The organism is Nocardioides sp. NPDC127514 (assembly GCF_040302125.1).
In the GTDB taxonomy this organism is placed as follows: Bacteria; Actinomycetota; Actinomycetes; order Propionibacteriales; family Nocardioidaceae; genus Nocardioides.
The window spans coordinates 50,536-71,896 of record NZ_JBEORF010000021.1; the positions used below are offsets into that span (position 1 = coordinate 50,536).

General features: G+C 70.4%; 23 protein-coding genes. 15 read left to right on the forward strand and 8 right to left on the reverse strand.

The genetic code is table 11. The annotated features are described in order from the left end of the window. Positions 1 to 100 precede the first annotated feature (100 nt). Entirely contained in the window at positions 101 to 844 is a 744-nt protein-coding gene (locus ABTX24_RS17550) for a prepilin peptidase (RefSeq protein ID WP_350841321.1), read from the reverse strand. Between the two features lie 283 nt (positions 845 to 1,127). Here ABTX24_RS17550 and ABTX24_RS17555 point away from each other — a divergent pair, with 283 nt between their 5' ends. The 9 genes from ABTX24_RS17555 to ABTX24_RS17595 all read left to right on the forward strand — a co-directional run bounded on the left by ABTX24_RS17555 (position 1,128) and on the right by ABTX24_RS17595 (position 9,672). Then, positions 1,128 to 1,334 carry a Flp family type IVb pilin gene (locus ABTX24_RS17555; protein ID WP_160023429.1) on the forward strand — a complete coding sequence of 69 codons (207 nt, stop codon included), beginning with the start codon at positions 1,128 to 1,130 and terminating at the stop codon, positions 1,332 to 1,334. Between the two features lie 74 nt (positions 1,335 to 1,408). Continuing rightward, on the forward strand, positions 1,409 to 1,822 hold the full coding sequence (locus ABTX24_RS17560) for a TadE/TadG family type IV pilus assembly protein (protein WP_160023427.1): 414 nt from the start codon (positions 1,409 to 1,411) through the stop codon (positions 1,820 to 1,822). Continuing rightward, complete coding sequence (locus tag ABTX24_RS17565) at positions 1,810 to 2,955, forward strand: pilus assembly protein TadG-related protein (protein ID WP_350841323.1); 1,146 nt, start codon at positions 1,810 to 1,812, stop codon at positions 2,953 to 2,955. Before ABTX24_RS17560 ends, ABTX24_RS17565 begins: the two co-directional genes overlap by 13 nt. 24 nt (positions 2,956 to 2,979) lie before the next feature. Then, positions 2,980 to 3,765, forward strand: coding sequence for a Flp pilus assembly protein CpaB (gene cpaB, locus ABTX24_RS17570; RefSeq protein WP_350841325.1), 786 nt, complete (start codon positions 2,980 to 2,982; stop codon positions 3,763 to 3,765). A 13-nt stretch (positions 3,766 to 3,778) separates the two neighbouring features. Next, complete coding sequence (locus ABTX24_RS17575) at positions 3,779 to 4,963, forward strand: CpaE/TadZ family protein (RefSeq protein WP_350841327.1); 1,185 nt, start codon at positions 3,779 to 3,781, stop codon at positions 4,961 to 4,963. Then, the gene (locus tag ABTX24_RS17580; RefSeq protein WP_350841329.1) at positions 4,960 to 6,357 is read left to right on the forward strand and encodes a TadA family conjugal transfer-associated ATPase; all 1,398 of its coding nucleotides are present in this window, start codon (positions 4,960 to 4,962) and stop codon (positions 6,355 to 6,357) included. The genes ABTX24_RS17575 and ABTX24_RS17580 overlap by 4 nt, the downstream gene beginning before the upstream one ends. Continuing rightward, a complete protein-coding gene (locus ABTX24_RS17585) occupies positions 6,354 to 7,985 on the forward strand; it encodes a type II secretion system F family protein (protein ID WP_350841331.1) in 1,632 nt (543 codons plus the stop codon). The genes ABTX24_RS17580 and ABTX24_RS17585 overlap by 4 nt, the downstream gene beginning before the upstream one ends. After that, complete coding sequence (locus tag ABTX24_RS17590; protein ID WP_350841333.1) at positions 7,982 to 8,893, forward strand: type II secretion system F family protein; 912 nt, start codon at positions 7,982 to 7,984, stop codon at positions 8,891 to 8,893. Before ABTX24_RS17585 ends, ABTX24_RS17590 begins: the two co-directional genes overlap by 4 nt. A 122-nt stretch (positions 8,894 to 9,015) precedes the next feature. Beyond that, entirely contained in the window at positions 9,016 to 9,672 is a 657-nt protein-coding gene (locus tag ABTX24_RS17595) for a response regulator transcription factor (protein WP_350841335.1), read from the forward strand. 10 nt (positions 9,673 to 9,682) lie between these two features. On the opposite strand, the gene ABTX24_RS17600 is transcribed toward ABTX24_RS17595, so the two are convergent. Further along, positions 9,683 to 10,864, reverse strand: coding sequence for a CaiB/BaiF CoA transferase family protein (locus ABTX24_RS17600; RefSeq protein WP_350841337.1), 1,182 nt, complete (start codon positions 10,862 to 10,864; stop codon positions 9,683 to 9,685). A 5-nt stretch (positions 10,865 to 10,869) separates the two neighbouring features. Beyond that, positions 10,870 to 12,198 carry an SLC13 family permease gene (locus ABTX24_RS17605; protein WP_350841339.1) on the reverse strand — a complete coding sequence of 443 codons (1,329 nt, stop codon included), beginning with the start codon at positions 12,196 to 12,198 and terminating at the stop codon, positions 10,870 to 10,872. Between the two features lie 110 nt (positions 12,199 to 12,308). Between ABTX24_RS17605 and ABTX24_RS17610 the strand changes: the two genes are divergently transcribed. Together ABTX24_RS17610 and ABTX24_RS17615 are read left to right on the forward strand one after the other, a co-directional pair. Continuing rightward, positions 12,309 to 13,010: a FadR/GntR family transcriptional regulator gene (locus tag ABTX24_RS17610; RefSeq protein ID WP_160023409.1), complete on the forward strand. Its 702-nt coding sequence runs from the start codon at positions 12,309 to 12,311 to the stop codon at positions 13,008 to 13,010. After that, on the forward strand, positions 13,007 to 13,768 hold the full coding sequence (locus ABTX24_RS17615; protein WP_350841341.1) for a sulfite exporter TauE/SafE family protein: 762 nt from the start codon (positions 13,007 to 13,009) through the stop codon (positions 13,766 to 13,768). The genes ABTX24_RS17610 and ABTX24_RS17615 overlap by 4 nt, the downstream gene beginning before the upstream one ends. A gap of 12 nt (positions 13,769 to 13,780) precedes the next feature. Here the strand turns inward: ABTX24_RS17615 and ABTX24_RS17620 are convergent, their stop codons facing one another. Both ABTX24_RS17620 and ABTX24_RS17625 read right to left on the reverse strand, forming a co-directional pair. After that, a complete protein-coding gene (locus ABTX24_RS17620) occupies positions 13,781 to 14,056 on the reverse strand; it encodes a DUF4873 domain-containing protein (RefSeq protein ID WP_350841342.1) in 276 nt (91 codons plus the stop codon). A gap of 79 nt (positions 14,057 to 14,135) precedes the next feature. Beyond that, the gene (locus ABTX24_RS17625) at positions 14,136 to 14,816 is read right to left on the reverse strand and encodes a TetR/AcrR family transcriptional regulator (protein ID WP_350841343.1); all 681 of its coding nucleotides are present in this window, start codon (positions 14,814 to 14,816) and stop codon (positions 14,136 to 14,138) included. A 69-nt stretch (positions 14,817 to 14,885) separates the two neighbouring features. Between ABTX24_RS17625 and ABTX24_RS17630 the strand changes: the two genes are divergently transcribed. Beyond that, on the forward strand, positions 14,886 to 15,773 hold the full coding sequence (locus tag ABTX24_RS17630) for an AurF N-oxygenase family protein (RefSeq protein ID WP_350841345.1): 888 nt from the start codon (positions 14,886 to 14,888) through the stop codon (positions 15,771 to 15,773). A gap of 9 nt (positions 15,774 to 15,782) precedes the next feature. Here ABTX24_RS17630 and ABTX24_RS17635 read toward each other — a convergent pair whose 3' ends face one another. Beyond that, positions 15,783 to 16,361 (reverse strand): TetR/AcrR family transcriptional regulator, encoded by a 579-nt coding sequence (locus tag ABTX24_RS17635; RefSeq protein WP_350841347.1) that lies wholly within the window; start codon positions 16,359 to 16,361, stop codon positions 15,783 to 15,785. 60 nt (positions 16,362 to 16,421) lie between these two features. Further along, a complete protein-coding gene (locus ABTX24_RS17640) occupies positions 16,422 to 17,606 on the reverse strand; it encodes an acyl-CoA dehydrogenase family protein (RefSeq protein WP_350714176.1) in 1,185 nt (394 codons plus the stop codon). Positions 17,607 to 17,744: 138 nt separating this feature from the next. Here ABTX24_RS17640 and ABTX24_RS17645 point away from each other — a divergent pair, with 138 nt between their 5' ends. Genes ABTX24_RS17645 through ABTX24_RS17655 form a run of 3 tightly spaced genes read left to right on the forward strand, consistent with a single transcriptional unit; the run spans position 17,745 to position 19,720 of the window. Then, positions 17,745 to 18,407: a YceI family protein gene (locus tag ABTX24_RS17645; protein WP_350841349.1), complete on the forward strand. Its 663-nt coding sequence runs from the start codon at positions 17,745 to 17,747 to the stop codon at positions 18,405 to 18,407. Positions 18,408 to 18,446: 39 nt separating this feature from the next. Continuing rightward, positions 18,447 to 18,950, forward strand: a complete 504-nt coding sequence (locus tag ABTX24_RS17650) for a sigma-70 family RNA polymerase sigma factor (RefSeq protein WP_350841351.1) — start codon at positions 18,447 to 18,449, stop codon at positions 18,948 to 18,950. Continuing rightward, the gene (locus ABTX24_RS17655) at positions 18,947 to 19,720 is read left to right on the forward strand and encodes an anti-sigma factor family protein (protein WP_350841353.1); all 774 of its coding nucleotides are present in this window, start codon (positions 18,947 to 18,949) and stop codon (positions 19,718 to 19,720) included. Before ABTX24_RS17650 ends, ABTX24_RS17655 begins: the two co-directional genes overlap by 4 nt. 4 nt (positions 19,721 to 19,724) lie before the next feature. Here the strand turns inward: ABTX24_RS17655 and ABTX24_RS17660 are convergent, their stop codons facing one another. Beyond that, positions 19,725 to 21,359 (reverse strand): AMP-binding protein, encoded by a 1,635-nt coding sequence (locus tag ABTX24_RS17660; protein ID WP_160023388.1) that lies wholly within the window; start codon positions 21,357 to 21,359, stop codon positions 19,725 to 19,727. Positions 21,360 to 21,361: the final 2 nt, after the last annotated feature.

Genomic DNA, 21,361 nt, shown 5'->3' on the forward strand with positions numbered 1-21,361 from the left:
CTCCCCTCATCTAAGGTGCCACAAAAAGACGGAAATGCGCAGAGGCAGACGCAAGATCAGGGTGCCGCGAGGCTGTGCTGAGGCCAGTGCTCGGCGCGGACTACCAGCCGGTCGTCCCGAGCAGCACCGCGAAGGCGCCGGCCACCAGGAACGGCCCCAGCGGCAGGTCCGAGTCGAGGCTCGCACGCCTGGTCACCAACAGAGCCAGCCCGAGGATCCCGGAGAGCACGAACGCCAGCGCGCACGCCAGCACGACCGCGGACAGCCCCCACCACCCGAGTGCGAGGCCGAGCAGGCCGGCGAGCTTCGCGTCCCCGAGGCCGAGCTGGTCGGGGCGGATCAGCACCAGCGCGAGGTAGCCCACGCCGGCCACCAGCCCGCCGATGAGGACGCCGGCGATCCGGTGCGGCTCGCCGCCGGCGAGCGCCGCGACGGTGAGCAGACCCGCGAGGATCGGGTACGCCGGTAGCGTCAGCCGATCGGGCAACCGATGCACCGCGATGTCGATGAACGCGAGCGGGACGGCCAGCAGCGCCAGGAAGGCGAACGCGAGCAGTTCGGGGCGCGGCCCGATCGCGCCCCCGACGGCACCGGTGAGCGCGGCCGCGGCGAGCTCCATGGTGCCGGCCGGTGGCCCGATCCGATCCCCGCAGCCGGGACAGCGGCCGGTCGGCGAGAGGAGCGAGTGCCGATGCCGGTCGGACACCAGCTCGCGGTCGCAGCCAGGGCACCGGGTCCGATCGGGTTCTCCCGACGGGACCGACAGACGGAACGCCAGCGCCCGCAGCCAGGGCGCGAGCAGCGCCCCGGCCGCGGAGCCGGCCATCACCATGACCGATGCCATCACAGCGTCATCACCAGGTACACGCCTCGACGGTAAGGCAGCGCGGCGGCCCGGCCCAGGGTGCGGAAGCAGAAATGACCGACCGTCTGTCGGCGCCCGACGGGTGTCATCCGAACGCCCGACACGAGACGACAACGGGTCGTCCGGCCCCCGGCCAACCATGGCCGTTCGCCCGCTACAGCGTCCGCACGAGAACCGGGATCGTAAAGACATCGGGTGGCTACGGGACGCCCGGAGCCCGAGTCGGGCACTCACTTCACCGTCAATCCACAAGGAGTCTCACATGCTCTCGCTCTTCACTCAGTTCTCGGCCTGGATCCACGCCCGTACGTCGTCGGACCGCGACCGCGGCGCCACCGCTGTCGAGTACGGCCTGCTCGTCGGCCTGATCGCGGTCGCCATCGTCGCGACCCTCCTGCTCCTCGGCCCTCGGCTGAACGCGCTGTTCGTCACCGTGCTCAATGCCCTGCCCGGCGGAGCCGCCGCGTAAGTCGCCTGGTCGAGAGGGCCGACCGCCGGTCGGCCCTCTCGACCCTTCTCACCCTCACCTCAAAGGAAACCCGAATGTCACGCATCCTCAGCCGCCCCGACCGGGCCGACCGCGGCGCCGCCGCGGTCGAGTTCGCGCTCGTGCTGCCGCTGCTGCTGCTCGTGCTGTTCGGGCTCATCGATTTCGGCCGGGCACTGAACGCGCAGATCGCGCTCACCCAGGCAGCTCGTGAAGGCGTACGTCTGGCAGCTCTTCAACAGCCGGGCGCCGCGGACAGGGCGCGTGCCGCCGCCGAGCCGCTGAGCGGCGTGACCGTCTCGGTCACGGCCTGCCCGGCGAATCCGGGGCCGACCGACGATGCGGTCGTCCTCGCGAACCAGAACTTCACCTTCGCCACCCCGATCGGGAGCATCGCCGACATGTTCGGCGGTGGCATCGGATCGTCGGTACAGCTCACCGGTAGAGGAGTCATGCGATGCCTCGGCTGATCAAGCGGACCATCAATCGCATCATCGACCGCGCCGGTCGGCGAGGTGACGACCGCGGCGCGGTGTCCACCTTGGTGGCGATCGTGCTCGGCCTCGGACTGCTGCTCGGCATCGGCGCCCTGGTCGTCGACACCGGCATGCTCTACGTCGAGCGGGCCGAGCTCCAGAACGGTGCCGACGCGGCAGCGCTCGCGCTCGCCCAGGACTGCGGGGACGCCGACGGCTGCGCCCCGGACGCACAGCAGATCGCCACCGAGCTGGCCGGGGACAACGACGCGAGCGATGGCAAGGCCGATGCGAGCCTCGTGTGCGGAAACACGGCCGCCGGGTTCCTGACGCCGTGCCCGGCCGACGACGCGGAGTCCAGCGCGTGTCTCGGTAGCCGTCCACCGGCACCGGGCAACTTCGTCGAGGTCCGTACCACCACCCGGCAGGACGACGACTCGACGGTGCTGCCCCCGGCGTTCGGCAAGATCCTGCGCGGCGACGACTACGACGGTCGTGGCGTGCTCGCCTGCGCACGTGCCGCCTGGGGCGGCCCGAGGGCTGCCGTCACGCTCCCGCTGACGATCTCGTTCTGCGAGTGGCAGTACGCCACCGGAGACGGCGTCGACTTCGCGCCGGCACCACCGGCCCCTGCGGACGCGAGCTATGAGCGCGTCCTGTCCGTCAAGGCGGACCGCGGCGATCCGATCCCCTGCCCCGGCAGTCCCTCGGGCGGAGACCTTCCCGGCGGCTTCGGCTGGCTGGCCAACAGCGACTGCGAGGTCGACGTCGACATCGACGGGTCGTTCTCGGCGGACCCCGGCGTGTCGGGGTCGACGTGCGAGCAGCTGCTGTCGGTGGCACGGACCTCCGGGGAACCCATCATGATCCCGATCTTCGACGTCGCCCAGGGAACCGGAAGCAACGCCACGTACCAGATGCACGGGTTCGCAGCGTTCGTGGTCACGGGCTACGACCTGGCGGGCTTCAAGGCGACCTCGACCCTGACCGGACGGAAGAAGTGCTCCTCCGCCTCCAGCGCGGCCAAGTGCGTCTTCGGCTACTTCACCAAAGACCTCGTCACCACGGCAGACACCGTGCTCGGCGGGCCGGACATGGGCGCCACGACGGTCCAGGTCATCGGCTGAGCAACGAAAGAGAAGAGACACACCATGAAACGTTCCGTCCTCGTCCTGGGCCTCGCGCTGCTGCTCGCGGTGGTGGGCACCATGTCGGTCTTCTGGTACGTCCGAGGCGCGGATGCCCGCGCGATGGCCGGGAAGCAGGCCGTGACCGTGCTCATCGCCGATCAGGCGGTGCCGGCCGGCACCGAGGCCGGGAAGGCCGTCGACACCGGCCTGCTGCGGACCGAGCAGATGCCGGCCGACACCGTGCCCGCGGGCGTACTGAGCGAGATCCCCGCGGACCTCGCGCAGCTGGTCGCCGTCGCGGACATCGCGCCCGGCCAGCTCGTGCTGCGCTCGATGTTCGACAAGAACCGGCCCAACCCGTCGGGTCTGACCGTCCCGGACGGCATGGTCGCGGTCACCGTCTCGCTCGGCGTGACCCAGGAGGTCGCGGGGTACGTGAAGGCCGGCTCCGAGGTGGCCGTGTTCGACACCTACACAGAGGGCAACGCGCAGGGCCGGCCCACCGGCGACGGCCTCCCCAAGAAGCGCGGGGACATCCAGATCACCCGCGTGCTGCTGCCCCGTGTCGAGGTGCTCGCCATCGGCGGCGCTCCGGTCAAGGACGCAGCGTCGGCCAAGGATGCCGCCGCGGCCGGCGGCCAGCAGGTCGGCGTGCTGGTCACCATGGCCGTCGACCAGCACGACGCGGAGCGGCTGATCCTCCGTTCCGAGACCGGCTCGCTTCACCTCGCGCTGCTGTCCGACACGTCCAAGGTCAAGCCCGGCCGCGGCGCCGACACCCGATCCATGACCCGCACCGAGAGTTGAGTGAGACAGCGACATGACCATCCTCTGCACCCCATCCCAGCCCGGCGACGACCTGGTCGCCGCCCTCGGCACCGTCCTGACCGCCGCCACCCTGCCCCGGGTCCGGGAGCTGCTCGAGCAGCTCCCGACCGAGAGACTCGTCGTCGTCGGGCCGGAGATCGCCTTCGAGGAGGCCGCCGGCTTCGCGACCGATCTGCGTCTGACGCGACCGCTCGTCGGCGTCGTGGTGATCCGCCCCGTGCTCGACGTCGAGACCTATGCGTACGCGATGCAGGCCGGCATCCGCGAGCTCGTCGCCACCGGCGACCTGCCCGGGCTCGCGGACGCCTGCCGACGCTCCCGCCGGCTCTCGGAGTCGATCCTGCTGCCCGCGGAGGCAGCAACGGCCAGCGAGGGGAAGGTCATCACGGTCTTCAGCGCCAAAGGTGGCTGCGGCAAGACCACGCTGGCCACGAACCTGGCGGTCACGCTGCACGCCAACGGTGCCCGCCGAGTGTGCCTGGTCGACCTCGACCTCGCCTTCGGTGACATCGCGATCTCGCTTCAGCTCGAGCCCAAGCGGACCCTGGTGGACGCCGTCGCGATGGGCGAGAACATGGACGCGACCGGTGTGGCCGGCCTGCTCACCAGCTTCCGCCCCGGCCTGGAGTGTGTGCTCGCCCCGGTGGAGCCCGGCGACGCCGAGAAGCTTCCGGCTGCCGTGATCGACGACCTGCTCGGCGTGCTGCGCGGGATGTTCGACTACGTCGTGGTGGACACGCCGCCGCAGTTCAACGAGCACGTGCTCCGCGCGCTCGACGGGAGCGACCACCATGTGCTGCTGACGACGCCGGACCTGGCGGCGATGAAGAATCTCCGGCTCACCCTCGACATGCTCGACCTGCTCTCGTACCCCAAGGCGACCCGCAGCATCGTCCTCAACCGCGAGGACGATCGGGTCGGGATCACGGCTGGCGACGTCGAGCAGGCACTGCGCAGCCAGCTCGCGGCCAGGATTCCCAACAATCTCGAGGTCGCCGCCTCCTTCAACCGCGGTGTTCCGATCGCGGCCGAGAAACCGTCGCACCGCGTCAGCCTCGCGATCCAGAAGTTCGGCGCTCAGCGCCTGGACGGCCCGCAGGCGCCTCAGGTGCAGGCGCCCAAGGCCCCGCCTCGCCGGTGGCGTGCCGTCGGCTCTCGAAGCGGGAGAGACGCATGAGCATGCGACTGAGCGACCGCCTTGCCGAGCAACGGCCGGGCCGGGAGCCGGCCACCGCACAGGTCGCGCCGGCAGAGGCCGAGTCCGCCGAGCCGGCCGCGCGCGCAGCCCGCCACACCGACCCGTTCGCCGAGCTCAAGCGGAGCGTGCACGACAACCTGCTCGAGGAGCTCGGGCCGAGCCTATACGCCGACCAGCTCGCCGAGGACGACCTGGCGCAGCGGGTGCGGGTGACGGTCAAGAGCGTGCTGGAGCGGGAGGACACGCCGCTGACCGCCGCGGACCGCGTCCGTCTCGCCGAGGAGGTCGGGAACGAGATCCTCGGTCACGGCCCGCTCGAACCGCTGCTGCGGGACCCCGGGATCACCGAGATCATGGTCAACGGCCCGGACCGGATCTACGTGGAGCGCTCGGGCCGCCTGTCCCCGGTGGCTGCGGCGTTCGCCGACGAGAACCACCTGCGGCGCGTCATCGACAAGATCGTCGCGCGGGTCGGGCGGCGCGTGGACGAGGCCAGCCCCATGGTCGACGCCCGACTGGCCGATGGCAGCCGGGTCAACGCCGTCGTGTCCCCCATCGCGCTCGACGGGTCGAGCCTGACCATCCGGAAGTTCTCCGCCGACCCGTTCACGGTCGCGGACCTGATCAGGTTCGGCACGATGACCAGGCCGGTCGCCGACCTGCTCTCGGCCTGCGTTCGGGGCCGGCTGAACATCATCGTCAGTGGCGGCACCGGCTCGGGAAAGACGACCACGCTCAACGTACTGTCGTCGTTCCTTCCGCACGACGAGCGCATCGTGACCATCGAGGACGCGGCAGAGCTGCAGCTGCGCCAGGACCACGTCGTGCGGCTGGAGTCGCGGCCGTCCAACACCGAGGGCCGCGGCGAGATCACGATCCGCAACCTGGTCCGCAACGCGCTACGGATGCGGCCCGAGCGGATCGTCGTCGGTGAGGTACGCGACGGCGCGGCCCTCGACATGCTCCAGGCGATGAACACCGGCCACGACGGGTCGCTGACGACCGTGCACGCCAACTCGCCACGCGACACGGCCTCGCGCCTGGAGACGATGGTCCTGATGGCGGGCATCGACCTGCCGAGCCGCGCGATCCGGGAGCAGATCGCCTCAGGCATCGACCTGATCATCCAGCAGGCTCGCCTCAAGGACGGCACCCGAAGGATCACCCACATCACCGAGGTGACCGGGATGGAGGGCGATGTGCTGACCCTGCAGGACCTGTTCACGTTCGACTTCGGTGCCGGGGTCGACGAGCACGGCCGGTTCCGAGGGGCGCTGCGTTCGACCGGACTGCGGCCGAGCTTCTCCGACCGGCTCGAGCACTTCGGCATCGTCATGCCCGAGCGGCTCGGCGAGTTCGAGGGCCAGCGGTGAATCCGGACAGGGCCGCCCGAGCGGTGGTACGGCCGGGCCGACGGGCGATGCTCGGCGCTGCGCTCGCGCTGCTGGTGTCCCTCACGACGCCCGCTGCCGCGGCCGCGGTCGACGCACAGCCGGGCGGAGCCTCGGTCGTCATCCTGCTCGACGCGAGCGGATCCATGCAGGGCGAGCGGTTGACGTCGGCGCAGACGGCGGCCGAGCGCTATCTCGACGCCCTGCCCGACGACATCCCCGCAGGACTGGTGACCTTCTCGGGGCCACCTCGGCTGGCGGTCTCACCCACCGTCGACCGGGATCGCGTCGACGCCGAGGTGCGGGCTGCGCAGGCTCAGGGCAGCACCTATCTCTACGACGCCATCACTCTGGGCGCGCAGACGCTCGCCAAGTCACCCGGAACTCGCAAGATGCTGCTGCTGACCGACGGCGAGGACACCGACAGCAAGCGGACGCTCCAGGAGGCCCAGGCACTTCTGCGGAAGTACGGGATCACGCTCGACGTGGGGGCCCTCGACGCGGTCCCGGCCTCAGACGCGCGCGCACAGCTGGTCGACAGCACAGGTGGGCGGCTGCTGACGGCGGAGGAGACGCAGGACCGGGCCGCGGAGCTGGTGCCCGCACCGCGGGCGGCAGCTCCGGCCGCGGTGCCACCCGGGTGGCTGCTGTCGGTGGGCATCGTCGCGCTCTTCGCGGGGCTGGCCGGCGGGGCGTTCGCGATGCTCGGTCCGTTGCGCCGGGACCGTCGACGGGAGCGAGGGCTCGCCATCTTGGCGCGCTATCGCGTGGCAGGGGCCGGAGCGGCTCCCCCGGGCGAGGACGTCTGGACCTCGCCGCTGCGGCACGCGCTCACCTTCAGCGAGCTCATCCTCAGCTCGCGGGGCCGGCGCGAGCAGATCGCCACCGACCTCGACCTCGCGGGAATGTCGTTGAAGCCCTCGGAGTGGCTGGTCGTCCGCGCCGGTCTGAGCATCGCCCTGGGTGTGGTCAGCATGATCATCGGGGCGGCCTGGTACGTGGCCGTGCCCGTGGCCGTGCTCGTCTGGTTCGCCACCCGGTCCTACCTGAGGTTCCGCATCTCCCGTCGGCGCGGAGCGTTCGCGGAGCAGCTCCCGGACACGCTGAACCTCCTGGTCTCCGCCCTCCGCACCGGCTTCTCGCTGCCGCAGGCGCTCGACGGGGTGGTGCGCGACGGCACCGCACCGATCGCCGACGAGCTCGCCCGCGCCCTCGCCAGGACGCGGCTCGGCATGTCGGTGGAGGACGCGCTGGACAAGGCGGCCGGGCGGATGAGGTCCGCCGACTTCGCCTGGGTCGTGATGGCGATCCGGATCCAGCGTGAGGTCGGCGGCAACCTGGCCGGGCTCCTCGAGACGACGGCCGGGACCATGCGAGAGCGGGCGAATCTGCGCCGACAGGTCAAGGCGCTCTCGGCCGAGGGCCGGATGTCGGCGTACGTCCTGATCGCGCTCCCGATCCTGCTCGCCGGCTGGATGCTGCTCAGCAGCCGCGAGTACATCGCACCGCTCTACACCACGCCGCTCGGCTGGGTGCTGATCGTCATCGGTGTGGGGAGCCTGTCCGTGGGCTGGTTCTGGATGAACCAGCTGATCAAGGTGGAGGAATGAGCGTGCTGACACTCGGTGTCGCGGCCCTGGCTGTCGCGATCGCACTCGGCGCCATCGGTCTGTCGATGACGTGGGGGCCCGCGAACCGGCGGGTGACCAACGGGCTCGAGTCGATCGAGCTCTACTACGGAAGCGGGCAGCCGGGCAATGTGCCCGGTGGCGACGGAGTCGGGCTACCGACACTGCTGGTCCGGCTGGGACAGCTCGCCGCGAAGCTGTCGCCGGCCGGAGTGCCGGCGTCGATCAGCCGCCGGCTCAGCCTCGCGGGCAGCCCGCGTGGGTGGCCGGTGGAGAAGGTGCTCGCCTACAAGGGGCTGGGGCTGATCGCCGGAGCAGCGCTCGGAGCGCTGCTCGGGTCTCGGTCGGGGGTCGCGGTGGTCGGCTTCGGTCTGCTCGGAGCGCCCGTCGGGTTCTTCCTCCCCGATCTCCTCCTCTACAACGCCGGCTCCAAGCGCCAGGCCGTGATGCGCAAGCAGCTGCCGAACACACTGGACATGCTGACCGTGTGCGTCGAGGCGGGGCTCGGGTTCGACGCCGCGCTGGCCCAGGTCGCGCGGAACACGCAAGGCCCGATGGCAGCGGAGTGCGTGCGGATGCTGCAGGAGATGCAGCTCGGCAAGTCGCGGGTCGAGGCCCTCCGGGCGCTCGCGGACCGGACGACCGTGGTCGAGCTGCGGGCGTTCGTCTCCGCGATGGTCCAGGCATCCGATCTCGGCGTCCCGACCGGCCAGGTCCTGCACGAGCAGTCGAAGGAGATGCGGACCAAGCACCGTCAGCTCGCCGAGGAGAAGGCCCAGAAGCTCCCCGTCAAGATCCTGTTCCCGATGATGTTCTGCATCTTCCCGGCGCTGTTCATCGTCGTCCTCGGACCCGCGGTCCTGTCGATCCTGAAGATGTTCAGCGGATAGTCCCGTGTGACGGCGACCGGTCGGGTCTCTGCAACCGTCCTGCAACCGGTTTGCACTCGGATTCGCACCCTTGGCATGGCTTCCTTGTTCTTGTCGCGATCACGTAGGACGGGGAGGGCCTCATGACGATTCGACTCGTGACGGTCGACGGGCACACGCTGCACCGATTCGGACTGTCACAGCTGATGCACCAACAACAGGACATCGAGATCATCGGTGAGGCGAGCAGCGCGGCCGAGGCGGTCGCGCTGGTCGGGGAGCTGATGCCCGACGTCGTCACCGTGGACGTCAGCCTGCCCGACCGCAACGGGCTCGCGCTCGCGCGCGAGCTGCGGGATCGCTTCCCCGAGCTGGGGATCGTGGTGCTGACTTCCTTCGGCGAGGACGACGTCCTGTTCCGGGCCATGGAGACCGGCGTGTCCGCATTCGTGCCCAAGACCGCGTCGGCAACGGAGATCGTCTGCGCCATCCGGCATGCCGGGGTCGCGGCACGGTCGTTCACCGCACCCGGCCTCGCCGCCGCGCTCGTCCGGCTGCGCGACGCCCGGGACTCCTCTCCGCTGAGCGCTCGCGAGGCGGAGGTCCTACGCCTGCTGCACCGTGGACTGACCATCCCGCTGCTGGCGCGCACCCTCCACGTGAGCAACTCGACCGCGAAGACCTACGTGGCCCGGCTCTACGACAAGCTCGGCGCCAACAGCCGCTCCCAGGCGCTGATGGCGGCCATGGAACGCGGTCTGCTCCGGCCGCCCGCGCTCGCCGGCGCGGACGGCTGGTGAGGGCCTGCGGCTACCCGGGTTCGTCGGAACCCTCACCCACCCACGTACGCAGCCCGGGACCGTGCTGGTCGAGGGTGGGCGGCGCGGCGTGGTCGGTGGGGGTCACCTCCGCCCCGTCGGCGAAGAACCGCAGCGGCGGCCCGGGGAGGGTCAGATGGCCGAGGGTGGAGTGGTCGACGTCGATCAGCAGACCCTGGCTGGCGGTCTGCTCCCAGGCGTAGACCTCGTCCAGGGAGCGGACCTTGCCGGCCGGGACACCGGCCTCGGCGAGCTTGACGAGCAGCTCCTCGGCCGGCCAGGGCGCGAAGAGCGTCTCGACGAGCTCGACGACCTTCTCCCGGTTGGCCGCCCGCTCGGGGTTGGTGGTCATGCCCTCGAGGTCCGGTGAGATGTCGAAGGCGGTGCAGAACCTCCGCCACAGCCCCTCGCTGCCCACGGCGATCTGCACGGTCCCGTCGGCACAGCGGAACAGGCCGTACGGCGAGATGCTCGGGTGATGGTTGCCCTGGGCTCGCCCGACCTCGCCTGCCACGGTCCATCGGGTGCCCTGGAAACCGTGGACGCCGACGACGGCGGAGAGCAGCGAGGTGCGTACGACCGTGCCGCGGCCGGTGCGGTCGCGCTCGTGGAGTGCGGCGAGCAGACCGTAGGCGCCGTACATCCCGGCGAGCAGATCGGCGATCGGGGTGCCGACCCGTTGGGGGTCGTCGGGACCGGATCCGGTGAGCGACATCAGACCGGCCTCGCCCTGCGCGATCTGGTCGTAGCCGGACCGGCCGCCCTCGGGACCGTCGTGGCCGAACCCGGTGATCGAGAGCACGACGAGGCGCGGGTTACGGGCCTGGAGCTCGTCGATTCCGAGCCCGAGCCGGTCCAGGACTCCGGTGCGGAAGTTCTCGATGAGCACGTCGGCCCGGTCCACCAGGCGCAGCAGCACGTCCTTGTCGTCGGTGTCCTTGAGATCGAGGGTGATCGACTCCTTGTTGCGGTTGGCGGAGAGGAAGTACGTCGCCTCCCGCTGCCCCTTCTCCCCCACGAACGGCGGGCCCCAGCCCCGGGTGTCGTCGCCGTGTCCGGGCGCCTCCACCTTGATCACGCGGGCGCCGAGGTCGCCCATCATCATCGCGGCGTGCGGCCCGGCCAGAGCGCGGGAGAGGTCGAGGACGACGACGTCGTCGAGTGGTCCACGCATGCGCGTCACCAGCCCGGGAGGACCATGGTGGCCCAGACCAGGAGAGGACCGACGAGCACCACGATGACGCTGTAGCCGAGGATCTGCTTGTAGTAGCGCTCCTCGGTGATGGTGTCGGGCCGGTTGGCGAGCATCAGCGCTCCGTTGGTGGAGAACGGGCTCACGTCGACGATGGTCGAGGAGATCGCCAGCGCGGCCACGAACATGGCGGCGGAGATTCCGCCCTCGGCGATCAAGGGCACCGAGATCGGGATGATGATGGGCAGCAGCGCCGTCGAGGAGGCGAACGCGGAGACGACGGCGCCGACGTAGCAGAGGATGAGCGCGCCGACGGCCGCGACGCCCAGGCTCGCCGCCCAGCCGCCCACGAACTCCGGCGATCCGGCGGTGTTGAGGATCGTGGCGTACGTCGAGACGCCGGCGACCAGGAGCACCGTCGGCCAGGCGATCTGGCGGATGGCGTCCTTGTGCTGGCTCGGCGAGAGCGCGGCCAGGACGGTCGCGGCGGTGATGGAGGCGAAGCCGATGTTCTTGTCGAAGAACAGGGCGACGGCGGCGACGATCACGAAGGCGGCCAGGGTGAGGATCTGCTCGGTGCGGATGCCGGGCTTGGTCCCGGTCGGGGCGACGGTGCCGTAGCCGCGGGCCGGGACGGTCACGCCGCCCTCGTGCAGCTCGCCCGGTACGCCGGCGGCGGCGCCGGCCGCCTCATCGGGGTCGAGCCGCATGCTCATCAGCGATCGACCGCCGAGGGAGAAGAACAGGATGGTCGCCATGATCAGGTTGACCACCAGGCTGGCGACGAAGATCGTCATCTCGCTGGCGGGCAGGCCGTTGTCGACCATGACCGAGTTGGTGATCGTGCCGTAGATGCTGATCGGCGAGAAGCCACCGCCCTGAGCGCCGTGCACGACGAACATGCCCATCATCAGCGGGTTGATCTTGTAGCGGCCGGCGAACCCGAGCGCTACCGGCCCGATGATCGCGCAGGCCGCCGGGCTGGCGGCACCCATGGCGGTCAGCAGCGCGGTCACGCCGAACATCACCCATGGGATCAGCGCGACCCTGCCGCCCACCGCGCGTACGGCACTGCTGACGATCAGGTCGACCGTGCCGTTGTTCCTCGCGATCGCGAACAGATAGGTCACGCCTATCAGCGTCAGGATCAGGTCGGCACTGACTCCGGCCAGGATCTCCTTCTCGTCGAGGTTCAGCGCGAACATCCCGACGAGCCACGCTGCGACGTACGCGAGCGCTCCCATGTTGATCGGCAGCAACGTGCCTGCCACGAACAAGGCGACCAGCGCGATGATCGCCACCCATTCCGGTCCCATCGGACTTCCCTTCTGTTTGGCCCCCGTCTGGCACCGGTGTGACTCGCATCACCATCGGCTCAGTGGCCTAGCCAATAGGACAATCGGCCGAACGTCAATACCCTGTAGCCATGAGTGAGTCCGCGCGCTTTCCCCGTCCACTGCAGCGAACCCGCCTGTATGAGCAGGTCGCAGAGCAGATCACGGCCTGGATCTCGGAGAACGACCTGAAGTCCGGAGACCGGCTGCCGCCGGAGAGACAGCTCGCCACCAGCCTCGGCGTGAGCCGAGCGACCCTCAGCCAGGCCCTGGTCGCGCTCGAGGTCATCGGCGTCGTCGCGGTACGCCACGGCGACGGCACGGTGCTGATCGACAAGCCCCGGGTCGAGCGCATCACCGATGCGATCCGGGCGCACGCGGAGCGGATCCCTGACGTCATCGAGGCGCGCGACGCGCTCGAGACGAAGCTCGCCGCGCTGGCGGCACAGCGGCGTACGCAGGAGGACCTGGACCGCATCGACGCGGCGCTGAGGACGATGGACGACGACATCACGGGCGGCGGGCGCGGCGTCCACGGCGACGAGCTGTTCCACCGGGCGGTGACGCAGGCCGCCCACTCCCCTCTGCTCGAGCAGATGATGTCCGAGATCAGCGAGCTGATCCGCGAGACCCGCATCGAGTCGCTCTCCCAGCCCGACCGGCCCAAGACCTCGCTCGCCGGCCACCAGAAGATCGCCGACGCGATCGCCGCCGGCGATGCTGCAGCTGCGGCGGCGGCGATGCACGGCCACGTCATGCTGGTCAGCGACGTGGCGCTGCTCCGCGACGCATGACGCCGGTCGACCAGCTCGTCGTGCTCGCCGCGGGCCTGGGTGCGGGCATCCTCACCTCCACCGTCGGCGTCGCGTCGCTGCTCAGCTTTCCGGTCCTGGTCGCGGTCGGCCTCCCGCCGGTCGTGGCCAACACCTCCAACACGGTCGGGATGACGCCGGCCGGCCTCAGCGGCTCCTTCGGCTACCGGCGAGAGCTGGCCGAGCATCCGGGCGTGACCGCCGCCGTGCTGCTCACCGCGGGTGGCGGCAGCATCGCCGGGGCGTTGCTGCTGCTGTGGTTGCCGGGATCGGTCTTCGAGGCGGTCGTGCCGTGGCTGATCCTGGGCACCTGCGTACTCGTGGGGGTGCAGCCGCGGCTGAGCCGCTTCCTGCGCCAGCACGCCACCGATGCCGAGCCGCGGGTGCGGATCTCCGGGTTCACCACGGTCTTCGCGACGCTGACCGGCGCCTACGGCGGCTACTTCGGCGCCGGGTCCGGGGTGATGATGATGGCCGTGCTCGGGCTCGGCACCGACCTGGAGTTCCGTACGGTCAACGCGCTCAAGACCCTTGCGGTGATGGCCTCGAACGTGGTCGCGACGGTGATCTTCCTGGCCATCGCCGAGCTCGACTGGCGGGCCGTGGCCCTGCTGGCCGCAGGGTCGGTCGTGGGCGGGTACGTGGGGGCGCACATCGGCCGCCGGCTGCCGGCCACGGTCCTGCGGTCACTGATCGTCGTCGTCGGGATCGGCGCCGCGACGCTCATGCTCGTGCGCTGAGGTTCCGCGGCGTCAGAACGGCGGCCTTCCCGTCCCGGAGAGCCGGAACCGCCCCCAGGGGTCGATGTCGGAGAGCCGCCCCTCGGCCTCGCCATGGTCGGTGCGGACGGTGACGCTCTGACCGTTGCGTACGCCGTCGAGGGTCGTGCCGACGCGGCCGTACCAGTGGAAGTGACCATCGATCGGCTGGAAGACGCCGCGCAGCGCGACATCGACCTCCCAGGTGCCGTGCTCGGACTCGAGGCGCGCGGGACCGTCGTAGAGGTGCTGGGGCTCGTGCTCGCTCATCGGGCCACCTCCGTAGCGCAAGCGCCAGAATACGGACGCGGCCCGATGAAAGATCCTATGGTCGCTCGCTGACGCTCGCTCATCGGGGGCTCTTTCGCAGTGGGGTGACGATCTCGGGGCGATCCAGGGCACTCAGGTCGACGCCGTACTCGGCGGTGGTGCCCTCCAGTGCATGCCAGACGAACTCGCTCAGATAGCGGGTGAACGCGGCGCGGGACATGGTGCGCCGCTCGAGCCACCACTGGCCCGCGGACTCACCGATCCCGACCAGGCTGTGGGCCCACGGCTCGGCGCCGGCGGCGTCGACGCCGAGGCGGCCGAAGGTGTCGCCGAGCAGCCGCGCGAAGGTCGCCGCGATGAGCTGCTTGCCGTCCGCCAGCGGGTCGGTGCCGCCGGTGTGCTGGCGCACCACGAGCAGGTAGACGTTGGGGTGCTCGGCGATGGTCTCGACGTACGCAGCGACCCCGGCCTCGACGCGCTGGCGGGTCGAAGCGGGAGCGAGCACGGCCTCGACGACCGCGTCGAGGATCTGCTGGGCCGCCCACATCCCCACCGCTGCGTGCAGCTCGGCCTTGTCGGCGAAGTAGCGGTAGAGCACCGGCTTGCTGACCCCGGCCTCCGCGGCGATGTCGGCGATCGAGACCTCAGTCCCGGCCGAGTCGACGGCGCGTACGGCTGCCGCCACCAGCTCTGCCCGCCTGGTCTCGCGGTGCGCATCCCAGCGTGAGGAGCGGCCGTCGTCCTTGACCTTCCGTGTCATGTCCTGCACTCTAGCAACTACCCGTAACTCTGGGTAACACCTAGTTCCGTCGCTCCGTGAGGGAGAAGAATGACCATCGCCGACCCGACCTCCGACCGGCTCCTGCGCTCCACCGCACGTCAGTCCTACGACCCGGAGGTCGACCTCGACTGGGACGCCGCGCCCGTCGAGGGACTGTGGTGGATGCAGCCCGAGCGCGTTTCCCTCTACGGCACCCCAACCTGGGACCGGCTCAGCCAGGAGCAGCAGATCGAGCTCTCGCGGCACGAGGTGGCCAGCATCATGAGCGTCGGACTGTGGTTCGAGGTGCTGCTGATGCAGCTGTTGCTCCGCGAGGTCTACGGCGCTGACCCACGCACGGCGCGCACCCAGTACGCGCTGACCGAGATCGGGGACGAGACCCGCCACTCGGTGATGTTCGGCCGCGCGATCGCGGCGATGGGCGCACCGGCGTACGGCCCCCGGCCCGCCGTCCTGCGCATCGGAAAGCTCGCTCCGCTGCTGCACGGGCCCAGCGTCTTCTCCGCCACCCTCGTCGGTGAGGAGCCGCTCGACCGGTGGCAGCGCGAGCTGATGAAGGACGAGCGCTGCCAGCCGCTGACCCGGATGGCCTCCCGCATCCACGTCACCGAGGAGGCCCGCCACGTCACCTTCGCGCGCGAGGAGCTCGCCGCGGCGATGTCGCAGAAGATGGGGCGTACGCAGCTCCGGATGCACCAGAACCTCACCGCCCGCGCGGCCTACGTGATGGCGCGCTCGCTGGTCCACCCGGACTGCTACGCGGCCGTCGGGCTCGACCCGATGGCGGCCCGCCGCGAGGTGCTCGGCAACGAGCACTACCGCGCGACGTTGGCCTGGATGGGCGAGAAGATGATGCCGTACCTCACCGAGCACGGGATGGTCTCAGCGAAGGACCGCAAGCTCTGGCGCGCGTCCTTCCTGGTGCCGCGCGACTGAGGCGGCGCGTCAGATGACGGCGAGGCGGTCGACCAGCAGCTCGATCCGGCGCTCGGCGTCCTCCGGCAGGAGGCGCCCGGACCGGGTCAGGGTCGCCACTCCGTGCAGGGACGCCCAGAACACCTCGGTGAACAGCTCCGGCTCGACGCCGTCGCCGGCGACCTCGCCCAGGGTCTCCATCAGCGCCGCGAAGGCGTCCTTCAGCTGCTCGGGGGTGTCCTCCTGGGCGTACGTCAGGCCTCCGTCGAGCTGGAACAGCGCGTCGTAGACCGCCGGGTTGCGATCGGCGAAGTCGAGATACGCGCGGGCGAGGGCGGCGACTCGCTCGCGCGGAGCGCTCGCGGCCGCAGTCGCCGACCGCATCGCCACGGCCATCTCCGAGGCGCCCTCGAGGGCGACGGCACCGATGATCTCGCGCTTGCCGCGGAAGTGGCTGTAGAGGACCGGCTGGCTGTATTCGATGCGTTCGGCGAGGCGGCGCGTCGTCACCGCGTCCCACCCCTGCTGCTCGGCTAGCTCGCGGGCGGTCGCCACGATGAGCCGCTCGCGGTCCGCCCGCTCACGCTGCTTGCGCTCCTGTACCGACATGGCTTGATCCTAGCAGCGCTAGGCATTCGAGCGGCAGCACTGACCGCGCCGACTCCTCGGTCAGCGGAAGGCGGACTCCCCCGTGAGCGCCTGGCCGATGATGAGCTGGTGGACCTCGCTGGTGCCCTCGTACGTCAGGACCGACTCGAGGTTGTTGGCGTGGCGCAGGATGGGGTACTCGAGGGTGACGCCGGCGGCGGCGAGGATGGTGCGGCACTCCCGGGCGATGGCGATGGCCTCGCGGACGTTGTTGAGCTTGCCGAGGGAGATCTGCTCGGAGCGGAGGGTGCCCTCGTCCTTCAGGCGGCCCAGGTGGAGGGCGAGGAGCATCGCCTTGCCGAGCTCGAGAGTCATGTCGGCGAGCTTGGTCTGGGTGATCTGGAATCCGGCGAGCGGCTTGTCGTAGATCTCGCGGGAGGCGGCGTACGCGATGGCGGACTCGAGGCAGTCGCGGGCCGCGCCGACGGCGCCGAAGACGATGCCGAAGCGGGCCTCGTTCAGGCAGGACAGCGGACCCTTCAAGCCCCTGACCTCGGGGAACGCGGCGGACTCCGGGAGGCGTACGCCGTCGAGGACGATCTCACCGGTGACCGAGGCGCGCAGGGACAGCTTCTGCTTGATCACCGGCGCCGAGAAGCCCGGGGTGTCGGTGGGGACCACGAAGCCGCGGATCCCCTTGCCGTCGGGTCCCTCGTCGGTCTGGGCCCAGACGACGGCGACGTCGGCGACCGGGGCGTTGGTGATCCACATCTTCGTGCCGGACAGGATCCAGTCGCCCGAGGCATCTCGGCGCGCTCGCGTACGCATGCCGGCCGGGTTGGAGCCGAAGTCGGGCTCGGTGAGACCGAAGCACCCGATCGCCTCTCCGGCGGCCATCCGCGGCAGCCACTCCTGCTTCTGCTCCTCGCTCCCCCACTTCCAGATGGCGAACATCGCCAACGAACCCTGCACGGAGACCAACGACCGGATCCCGGAGTCGGCCGCCTCGAGCTCCATGCAGGCCAGGCCGTACGCCGTGGCGCTGGTGCCCGCGCAGCCGTAGCCCTCCAGATGCATCCCGAGAACGCCCAGCTTGCCGAGCTCGGGAGCGAGCTCGCGGACCGGGACCTCGCCGGCCTCGAACCAGCCCGCGAGGTGCGGCTTGATCTCCTTCTCCGCGAAGGATCTCACCGTGTCGCGGATCGCGCGGTCCTCATCGCCGATGAGTGCCTCGGTGCCGAAGAGCTCGAGCGGGGTCTGGGGCATGGGGTCTCCTTGGGGTCGAGAGAGGGCGCTGCCGATTGTGTCACCCGTCACTCGAAGTCGTTTGAACCGTTCGCCACCGAGCTCCGTAGTACGGGTGAAGGCCGGCATCGGGTCAGCCTCCAGGCGAGAGGAAACGGCGTGCGGACACGTACGAAAGCAGCAGTCGGGATCGGTGCGGCAGTGGTCGTGGTCGGAGGTGCTGCGGTGATCTTCGGACCCGGTTGGTACGCGGACCGGGCCGAGGACGCGGCCGCCGACAAGCCCAGCCTCAGCGCGTCGGCAGCCCCCGCGGACAGCAGCGGGACCTGGACCGTCTCGGACGGCTCCTTCGCCGGCTACCGCGTCGACGAGGTGCTGCGGGGCGAGGACGTCACCGTCACCGGCCGGACCGAGGACGTCACCGGCGAGGTCACCATCGCCGATGGCCAGGTCACCGAGGCGAACGTCGAGGTCAAGGTCGCGACGATCGCCACCGATTCCGACAACCGTGACGGCTACTTCCGCGAGAACGCGATCGAGGCCGATCAGTTCCCCACCGCCACCTTCGAGCTGACCGAGCCCGCCACACTCGAGGAGGGCGCGACCGAGGTCGAGCTGGTCGGTGACCTCACCGTGCACGGCGAGACGAAGTCGGTGACCGTCGACGCCGAGGTCGGCGGCGACGGGACCAATGCGCTCCAGGTCGTCGGCAGCGTCCCGATCACCTTCGCGGACTTCGGTGTCGAGGCGCCGAACCTGGGCTTCGTGAGCGTCGAGGACACCGGCAGCGTCGAGTTCTCGCTCGACCTGGCCAAGAGCTGATCCGGGACTCTGGGATCCTGGGTGCGTGCGGGAGGTGACATGGGTGCGGAGGACGAGCTGCTCGTAGCGGTGCACGACGCCCACTCGGAGGCGCTCTACCGCTACGTCGTACGCCGTACTGGTGACGCCGAGGAGGCGCGCGACGTGGTGCAGGAGACGCTGCTGCGCGCCTGGCGCCACCCGGAGGTGCTGCAGCGGCCCGACGAGGGCGTACGCGCCTGGCTGTTCACCACCGCCCGCAACCTCGTCATCGACAACCTGCGCAGCGCGCGCCGAAAGCGGGAGTACGCCGCCGAGTCGCCGCCCGAGGCGACCCGGGCGGACGAGACCCAGGCGGTGCTCGACTCCTGGGTCGTCGCCGATGCGCTGCTCGCGCTCTCCCCCGAGCACCGTGCGGTGGTGGTCGGCGCCTACTACGGCAGCCGGTCGGTCACCGAGCTCGCCCACGAGCTCGACATCCCGCCCGGCACGGTCAAGTCCCGGCTGCACTACGGTCTGCGAGCCCTGCGTCTCGCCCTGCAAGAGAAGGGGGTCACCTCATGAACGACGACCTGGACGCCTCCGCACATGAGACGTACGCCGACTGGGACGCGTCCTACGTGCTCGGGGCACTGAGCCCGAGCGACCGCCGTGCCTACGAGCGGCACCTGGCCGGCTGCAGCGTCTGCCACGACGCCGTCGCCGAGCTCGCCGGCATGCCCGGGCTGCTCGGCGCGCTCTCGCGCGCGGAGGCCGAGGAACTGCTCGAGGAGCCGGCCGTCGAGGTCGCGACGCCGCCGCTGGCGGAGCTAGCCGGGGCCGTACGCCGGTCCCGGCTGCGTCGCCGGGCCTTCGCGGTCGCGGCCGCGGCCGTCCTGCTCGCGGGCGGGACCGCGATCGGTGGCCTGGCCATCGGTCGCGACGGCAGCCGGTCGCCGGTCGCCGGCCCCTCGGCCCCGGTCACCCCGGCCAGCTCGACGGCCGCGAACGTACGCACCGTCGACCTGCGCCCCGTGGGCAGCGTCGACATGTGGGCCCAGCTGGTCGTCACCCCGACGTCTTGGGGCACCAAGCTCAACTGGAGCTGTCACTACCCACCCAAGCCAGGCAAGAGCTCGCCGGGGCCGTCCGACTATCCGGTCGAGCCGGTGACGTACGACCTGGTGCTGGTCGGCCGCGACGGCGCGCGCACCGTCGCCGGATCGTGGACCTGGTCGGGTGGGGAGACGCTCGGGCTGGACGCCTCCTCCGCGGTGCCGATCGCCGACGTCGAGCGGGTCGAGATCACCCTCGTCGGCGAGGACACCGCGGTCGCGGCAGCCTCGCTGACCTAGGGCCCTAGAGTCCGAGCTCGGAGACGGTCTTCTCCCGCATCTCGACCTTGCGGACCTTGCCCGTCACGGTCATCGGGAACTCCTCGACGATCAGGACGTAGCGCGGGATCTTGTAGTGGGCGAGCTTGCCGGTGGCGTACGCCCTCAGGGTCTCGGCCGTCATCCGCTCGGCGCCGGGGCGCAGGCGGACCCAGGCGCAGAGCTCCTCGCCGTAGGTCTCGTCGGGCACGCCGATGACCTGGACGTCCTCGATGTCGGGGTGGGTGTAGAGGAACTCCTCGATCTCGCGGGGGTAGATGTTCTCGCCGCCACGGATGACCATGTCCTTGATCCGGCCGACGATGTTGCAGTAGCCGTCGGCGTTCATGACGGCGAGGTCGCCGGTGTGCATCCAGCCGTCCTCGTCGATCGCCGCCCGGGTCTTCTCCTCGTCGGCCCAGTAGCCGAGCATCACCGAGTAGCCGCGGGTCTGGAACTCGCCCGCCTCACCCCGGGGCAGCACCGCGCCGGAGGTGGGGTCGACGACGCGCACCTCGACGTGCGGGTGCACCCGGCCGACGGTGGCGGTGCGGTGCTCGAGGTCGTCGTCCATCCGGGTCTGGGTCGAGACCGGCGAGGTCTCGGTCATCCCGTAGGCGATGGAGACCTCGCTCATGTGCATCTCGTTGACGCACCGCTTCATCACCTCGACCGGGCACGGGCTGCCCGCCATGATCCCGGTGCGCAGCGTGCTGAGGTCGAAGGTGCCGAAGTCGGGATGGTTCTGCATCGCGATGAACATGGTGGGTACGCCGTAGACGGCCGTGCACCGCTCGTCCTGGACGGCCGCCAAGGTGGCCGCCGGGTCGAAGGCGGGGCCCGGGATCACTATCGTGGCTCCGTGGGTGATGCAGCCCAGGTTGCCCATCACCATCCCGAAGCAGTGGTAGAAGGGCACCGGGATCGCCAGCCGGTCGTTCTCGGTGAAGCCGATCGTCTCGGTGGTGAAGTAGCCGTTGTTCAGGATGTTGCGGTGGCTCAGGGTCGCGCCCTTGGGATAGCCGGTGGTACCGGAGGTGTACTGGATGTTGATCGGGTCCTCGGGGCTCAGCTCGTAGCTGACGTGGTCCGCCAGCCGCTCGCCGGCTCCGGTTTCGAGGAGGGCGGCCCACTCCGGGTCGCCGATGAAGACGGTCTGCTCGAGGTCGGGGCAGTCGCCGCGGACGTCGGCCACCATCGAGCGATAGTCGGAGGTCTTGAACGCGGGGGCGGAGACGAGCAGCCTGATGCCCGACTGGGTCAGGGCGTACGCCAGCTCGTGGGTGCGGTAGGCCGGGTTGATATTGACCAGGATCGCGCCGATCTTCGCGGTCGCCACCTGGGTCAGCGTCCACTCCGCGCAGTTGGGTGCCCAGATGCCGACCCGGTCGCCCTTCCCGATCCCGGCCTTGCGCAGGCCGACGGCCAGCGCATCGACGTCGCGGCTCATCTCGGCGTACGTCCAGCGTCTGCTCTGCTGATCGCCTCGGGCTCCGCTTCGGCCGCAATCGACCAGGGCTTCCCGGTCACCGAATCTGGCGACGGTGCGGTCGAAGCTCGCGCCGATCGTCTCCTCCAGCAGCGGCGTGGTCGTCTCTCCGGCAGCGTAGGAATCCGTCATGG

What these genes read in the sequence shown, in the direction of transcription:
- ABTX24_RS17595 (WP_350841335.1), top strand. Translation starts at nt 9,016, where the DNA reads ATGACGATTCGACTCGTGACGGTCGACGGGCACACGCTGCACCGATTC.
- ABTX24_RS17575 (WP_350841327.1), top strand. Translation starts at nt 3,779, where the DNA reads ATGACCATCCTCTGCACCCCATCCCAGCCCGGCGACGACCTGGTCGCC.
- ABTX24_RS17655 (WP_350841353.1), top strand. Translation starts at nt 18,947, where the DNA reads ATGAACGACGACCTGGACGCCTCCGCACATGAGACGTACGCCGACTGG.
- ABTX24_RS17620 (WP_350841342.1), bottom strand. Translation starts at nt 14,056, where the DNA reads ATGAGCGAGCACGAGCCCCAGCACCTCTACGACGGTCCCGCGCGCCTC.
- ABTX24_RS17580 (WP_350841329.1), top strand. Translation starts at nt 4,960, where the DNA reads ATGAGCATGCGACTGAGCGACCGCCTTGCCGAGCAACGGCCGGGCCGG.
- ABTX24_RS17625 (WP_350841343.1), bottom strand. Translation starts at nt 14,816, where the DNA reads ATGACACGGAAGGTCAAGGACGACGGCCGCTCCTCACGCTGGGATGCG.
- ABTX24_RS17615 (WP_350841341.1), top strand. Translation starts at nt 13,007, where the DNA reads ATGACGCCGGTCGACCAGCTCGTCGTGCTCGCCGCGGGCCTGGGTGCG.
- ABTX24_RS17560 (WP_160023427.1), top strand. Translation starts at nt 1,409, where the DNA reads ATGTCACGCATCCTCAGCCGCCCCGACCGGGCCGACCGCGGCGCCGCC.
- ABTX24_RS17590 (WP_350841333.1), top strand. Translation starts at nt 7,982, where the DNA reads ATGAGCGTGCTGACACTCGGTGTCGCGGCCCTGGCTGTCGCGATCGCA.
- ABTX24_RS17605 (WP_350841339.1), bottom strand. Translation starts at nt 12,198, where the DNA reads ATGGGACCGGAATGGGTGGCGATCATCGCGCTGGTCGCCTTGTTCGTG.
- cpaB (WP_350841325.1), top strand. Translation starts at nt 2,980, where the DNA reads ATGAAACGTTCCGTCCTCGTCCTGGGCCTCGCGCTGCTGCTCGCGGTG.
- ABTX24_RS17600 (WP_350841337.1), bottom strand. Translation starts at nt 10,864, where the DNA reads ATGCGTGGACCACTCGACGACGTCGTCGTCCTCGACCTCTCCCGCGCT.
- ABTX24_RS17660 (WP_160023388.1), bottom strand. Translation starts at nt 21,359, where the DNA reads ATGACGGATTCCTACGCTGCCGGAGAGACGACCACGCCGCTGCTGGAG.
- ABTX24_RS17635 (WP_350841347.1), bottom strand. Translation starts at nt 16,361, where the DNA reads ATGTCGGTACAGGAGCGCAAGCAGCGTGAGCGGGCGGACCGCGAGCGG.
- ABTX24_RS17630 (WP_350841345.1), top strand. Translation starts at nt 14,886, where the DNA reads ATGACCATCGCCGACCCGACCTCCGACCGGCTCCTGCGCTCCACCGCA.
- ABTX24_RS17650 (WP_350841351.1), top strand. Translation starts at nt 18,447, where the DNA reads ATGGGTGCGGAGGACGAGCTGCTCGTAGCGGTGCACGACGCCCACTCG.
- ABTX24_RS17555 (WP_160023429.1), top strand. Translation starts at nt 1,128, where the DNA reads ATGCTCTCGCTCTTCACTCAGTTCTCGGCCTGGATCCACGCCCGTACG.
- ABTX24_RS17640 (WP_350714176.1), bottom strand. Translation starts at nt 17,606, where the DNA reads ATGCCCCAGACCCCGCTCGAGCTCTTCGGCACCGAGGCACTCATCGGC.
- ABTX24_RS17550 (WP_350841321.1), bottom strand. Translation starts at nt 844, where the DNA reads ATGGCATCGGTCATGGTGATGGCCGGCTCCGCGGCCGGGGCGCTGCTC.
- ABTX24_RS17610 (WP_160023409.1), top strand. Translation starts at nt 12,309, where the DNA reads ATGAGTGAGTCCGCGCGCTTTCCCCGTCCACTGCAGCGAACCCGCCTG.
- ABTX24_RS17565 (WP_350841323.1), top strand. Translation starts at nt 1,810, where the DNA reads ATGCCTCGGCTGATCAAGCGGACCATCAATCGCATCATCGACCGCGCC.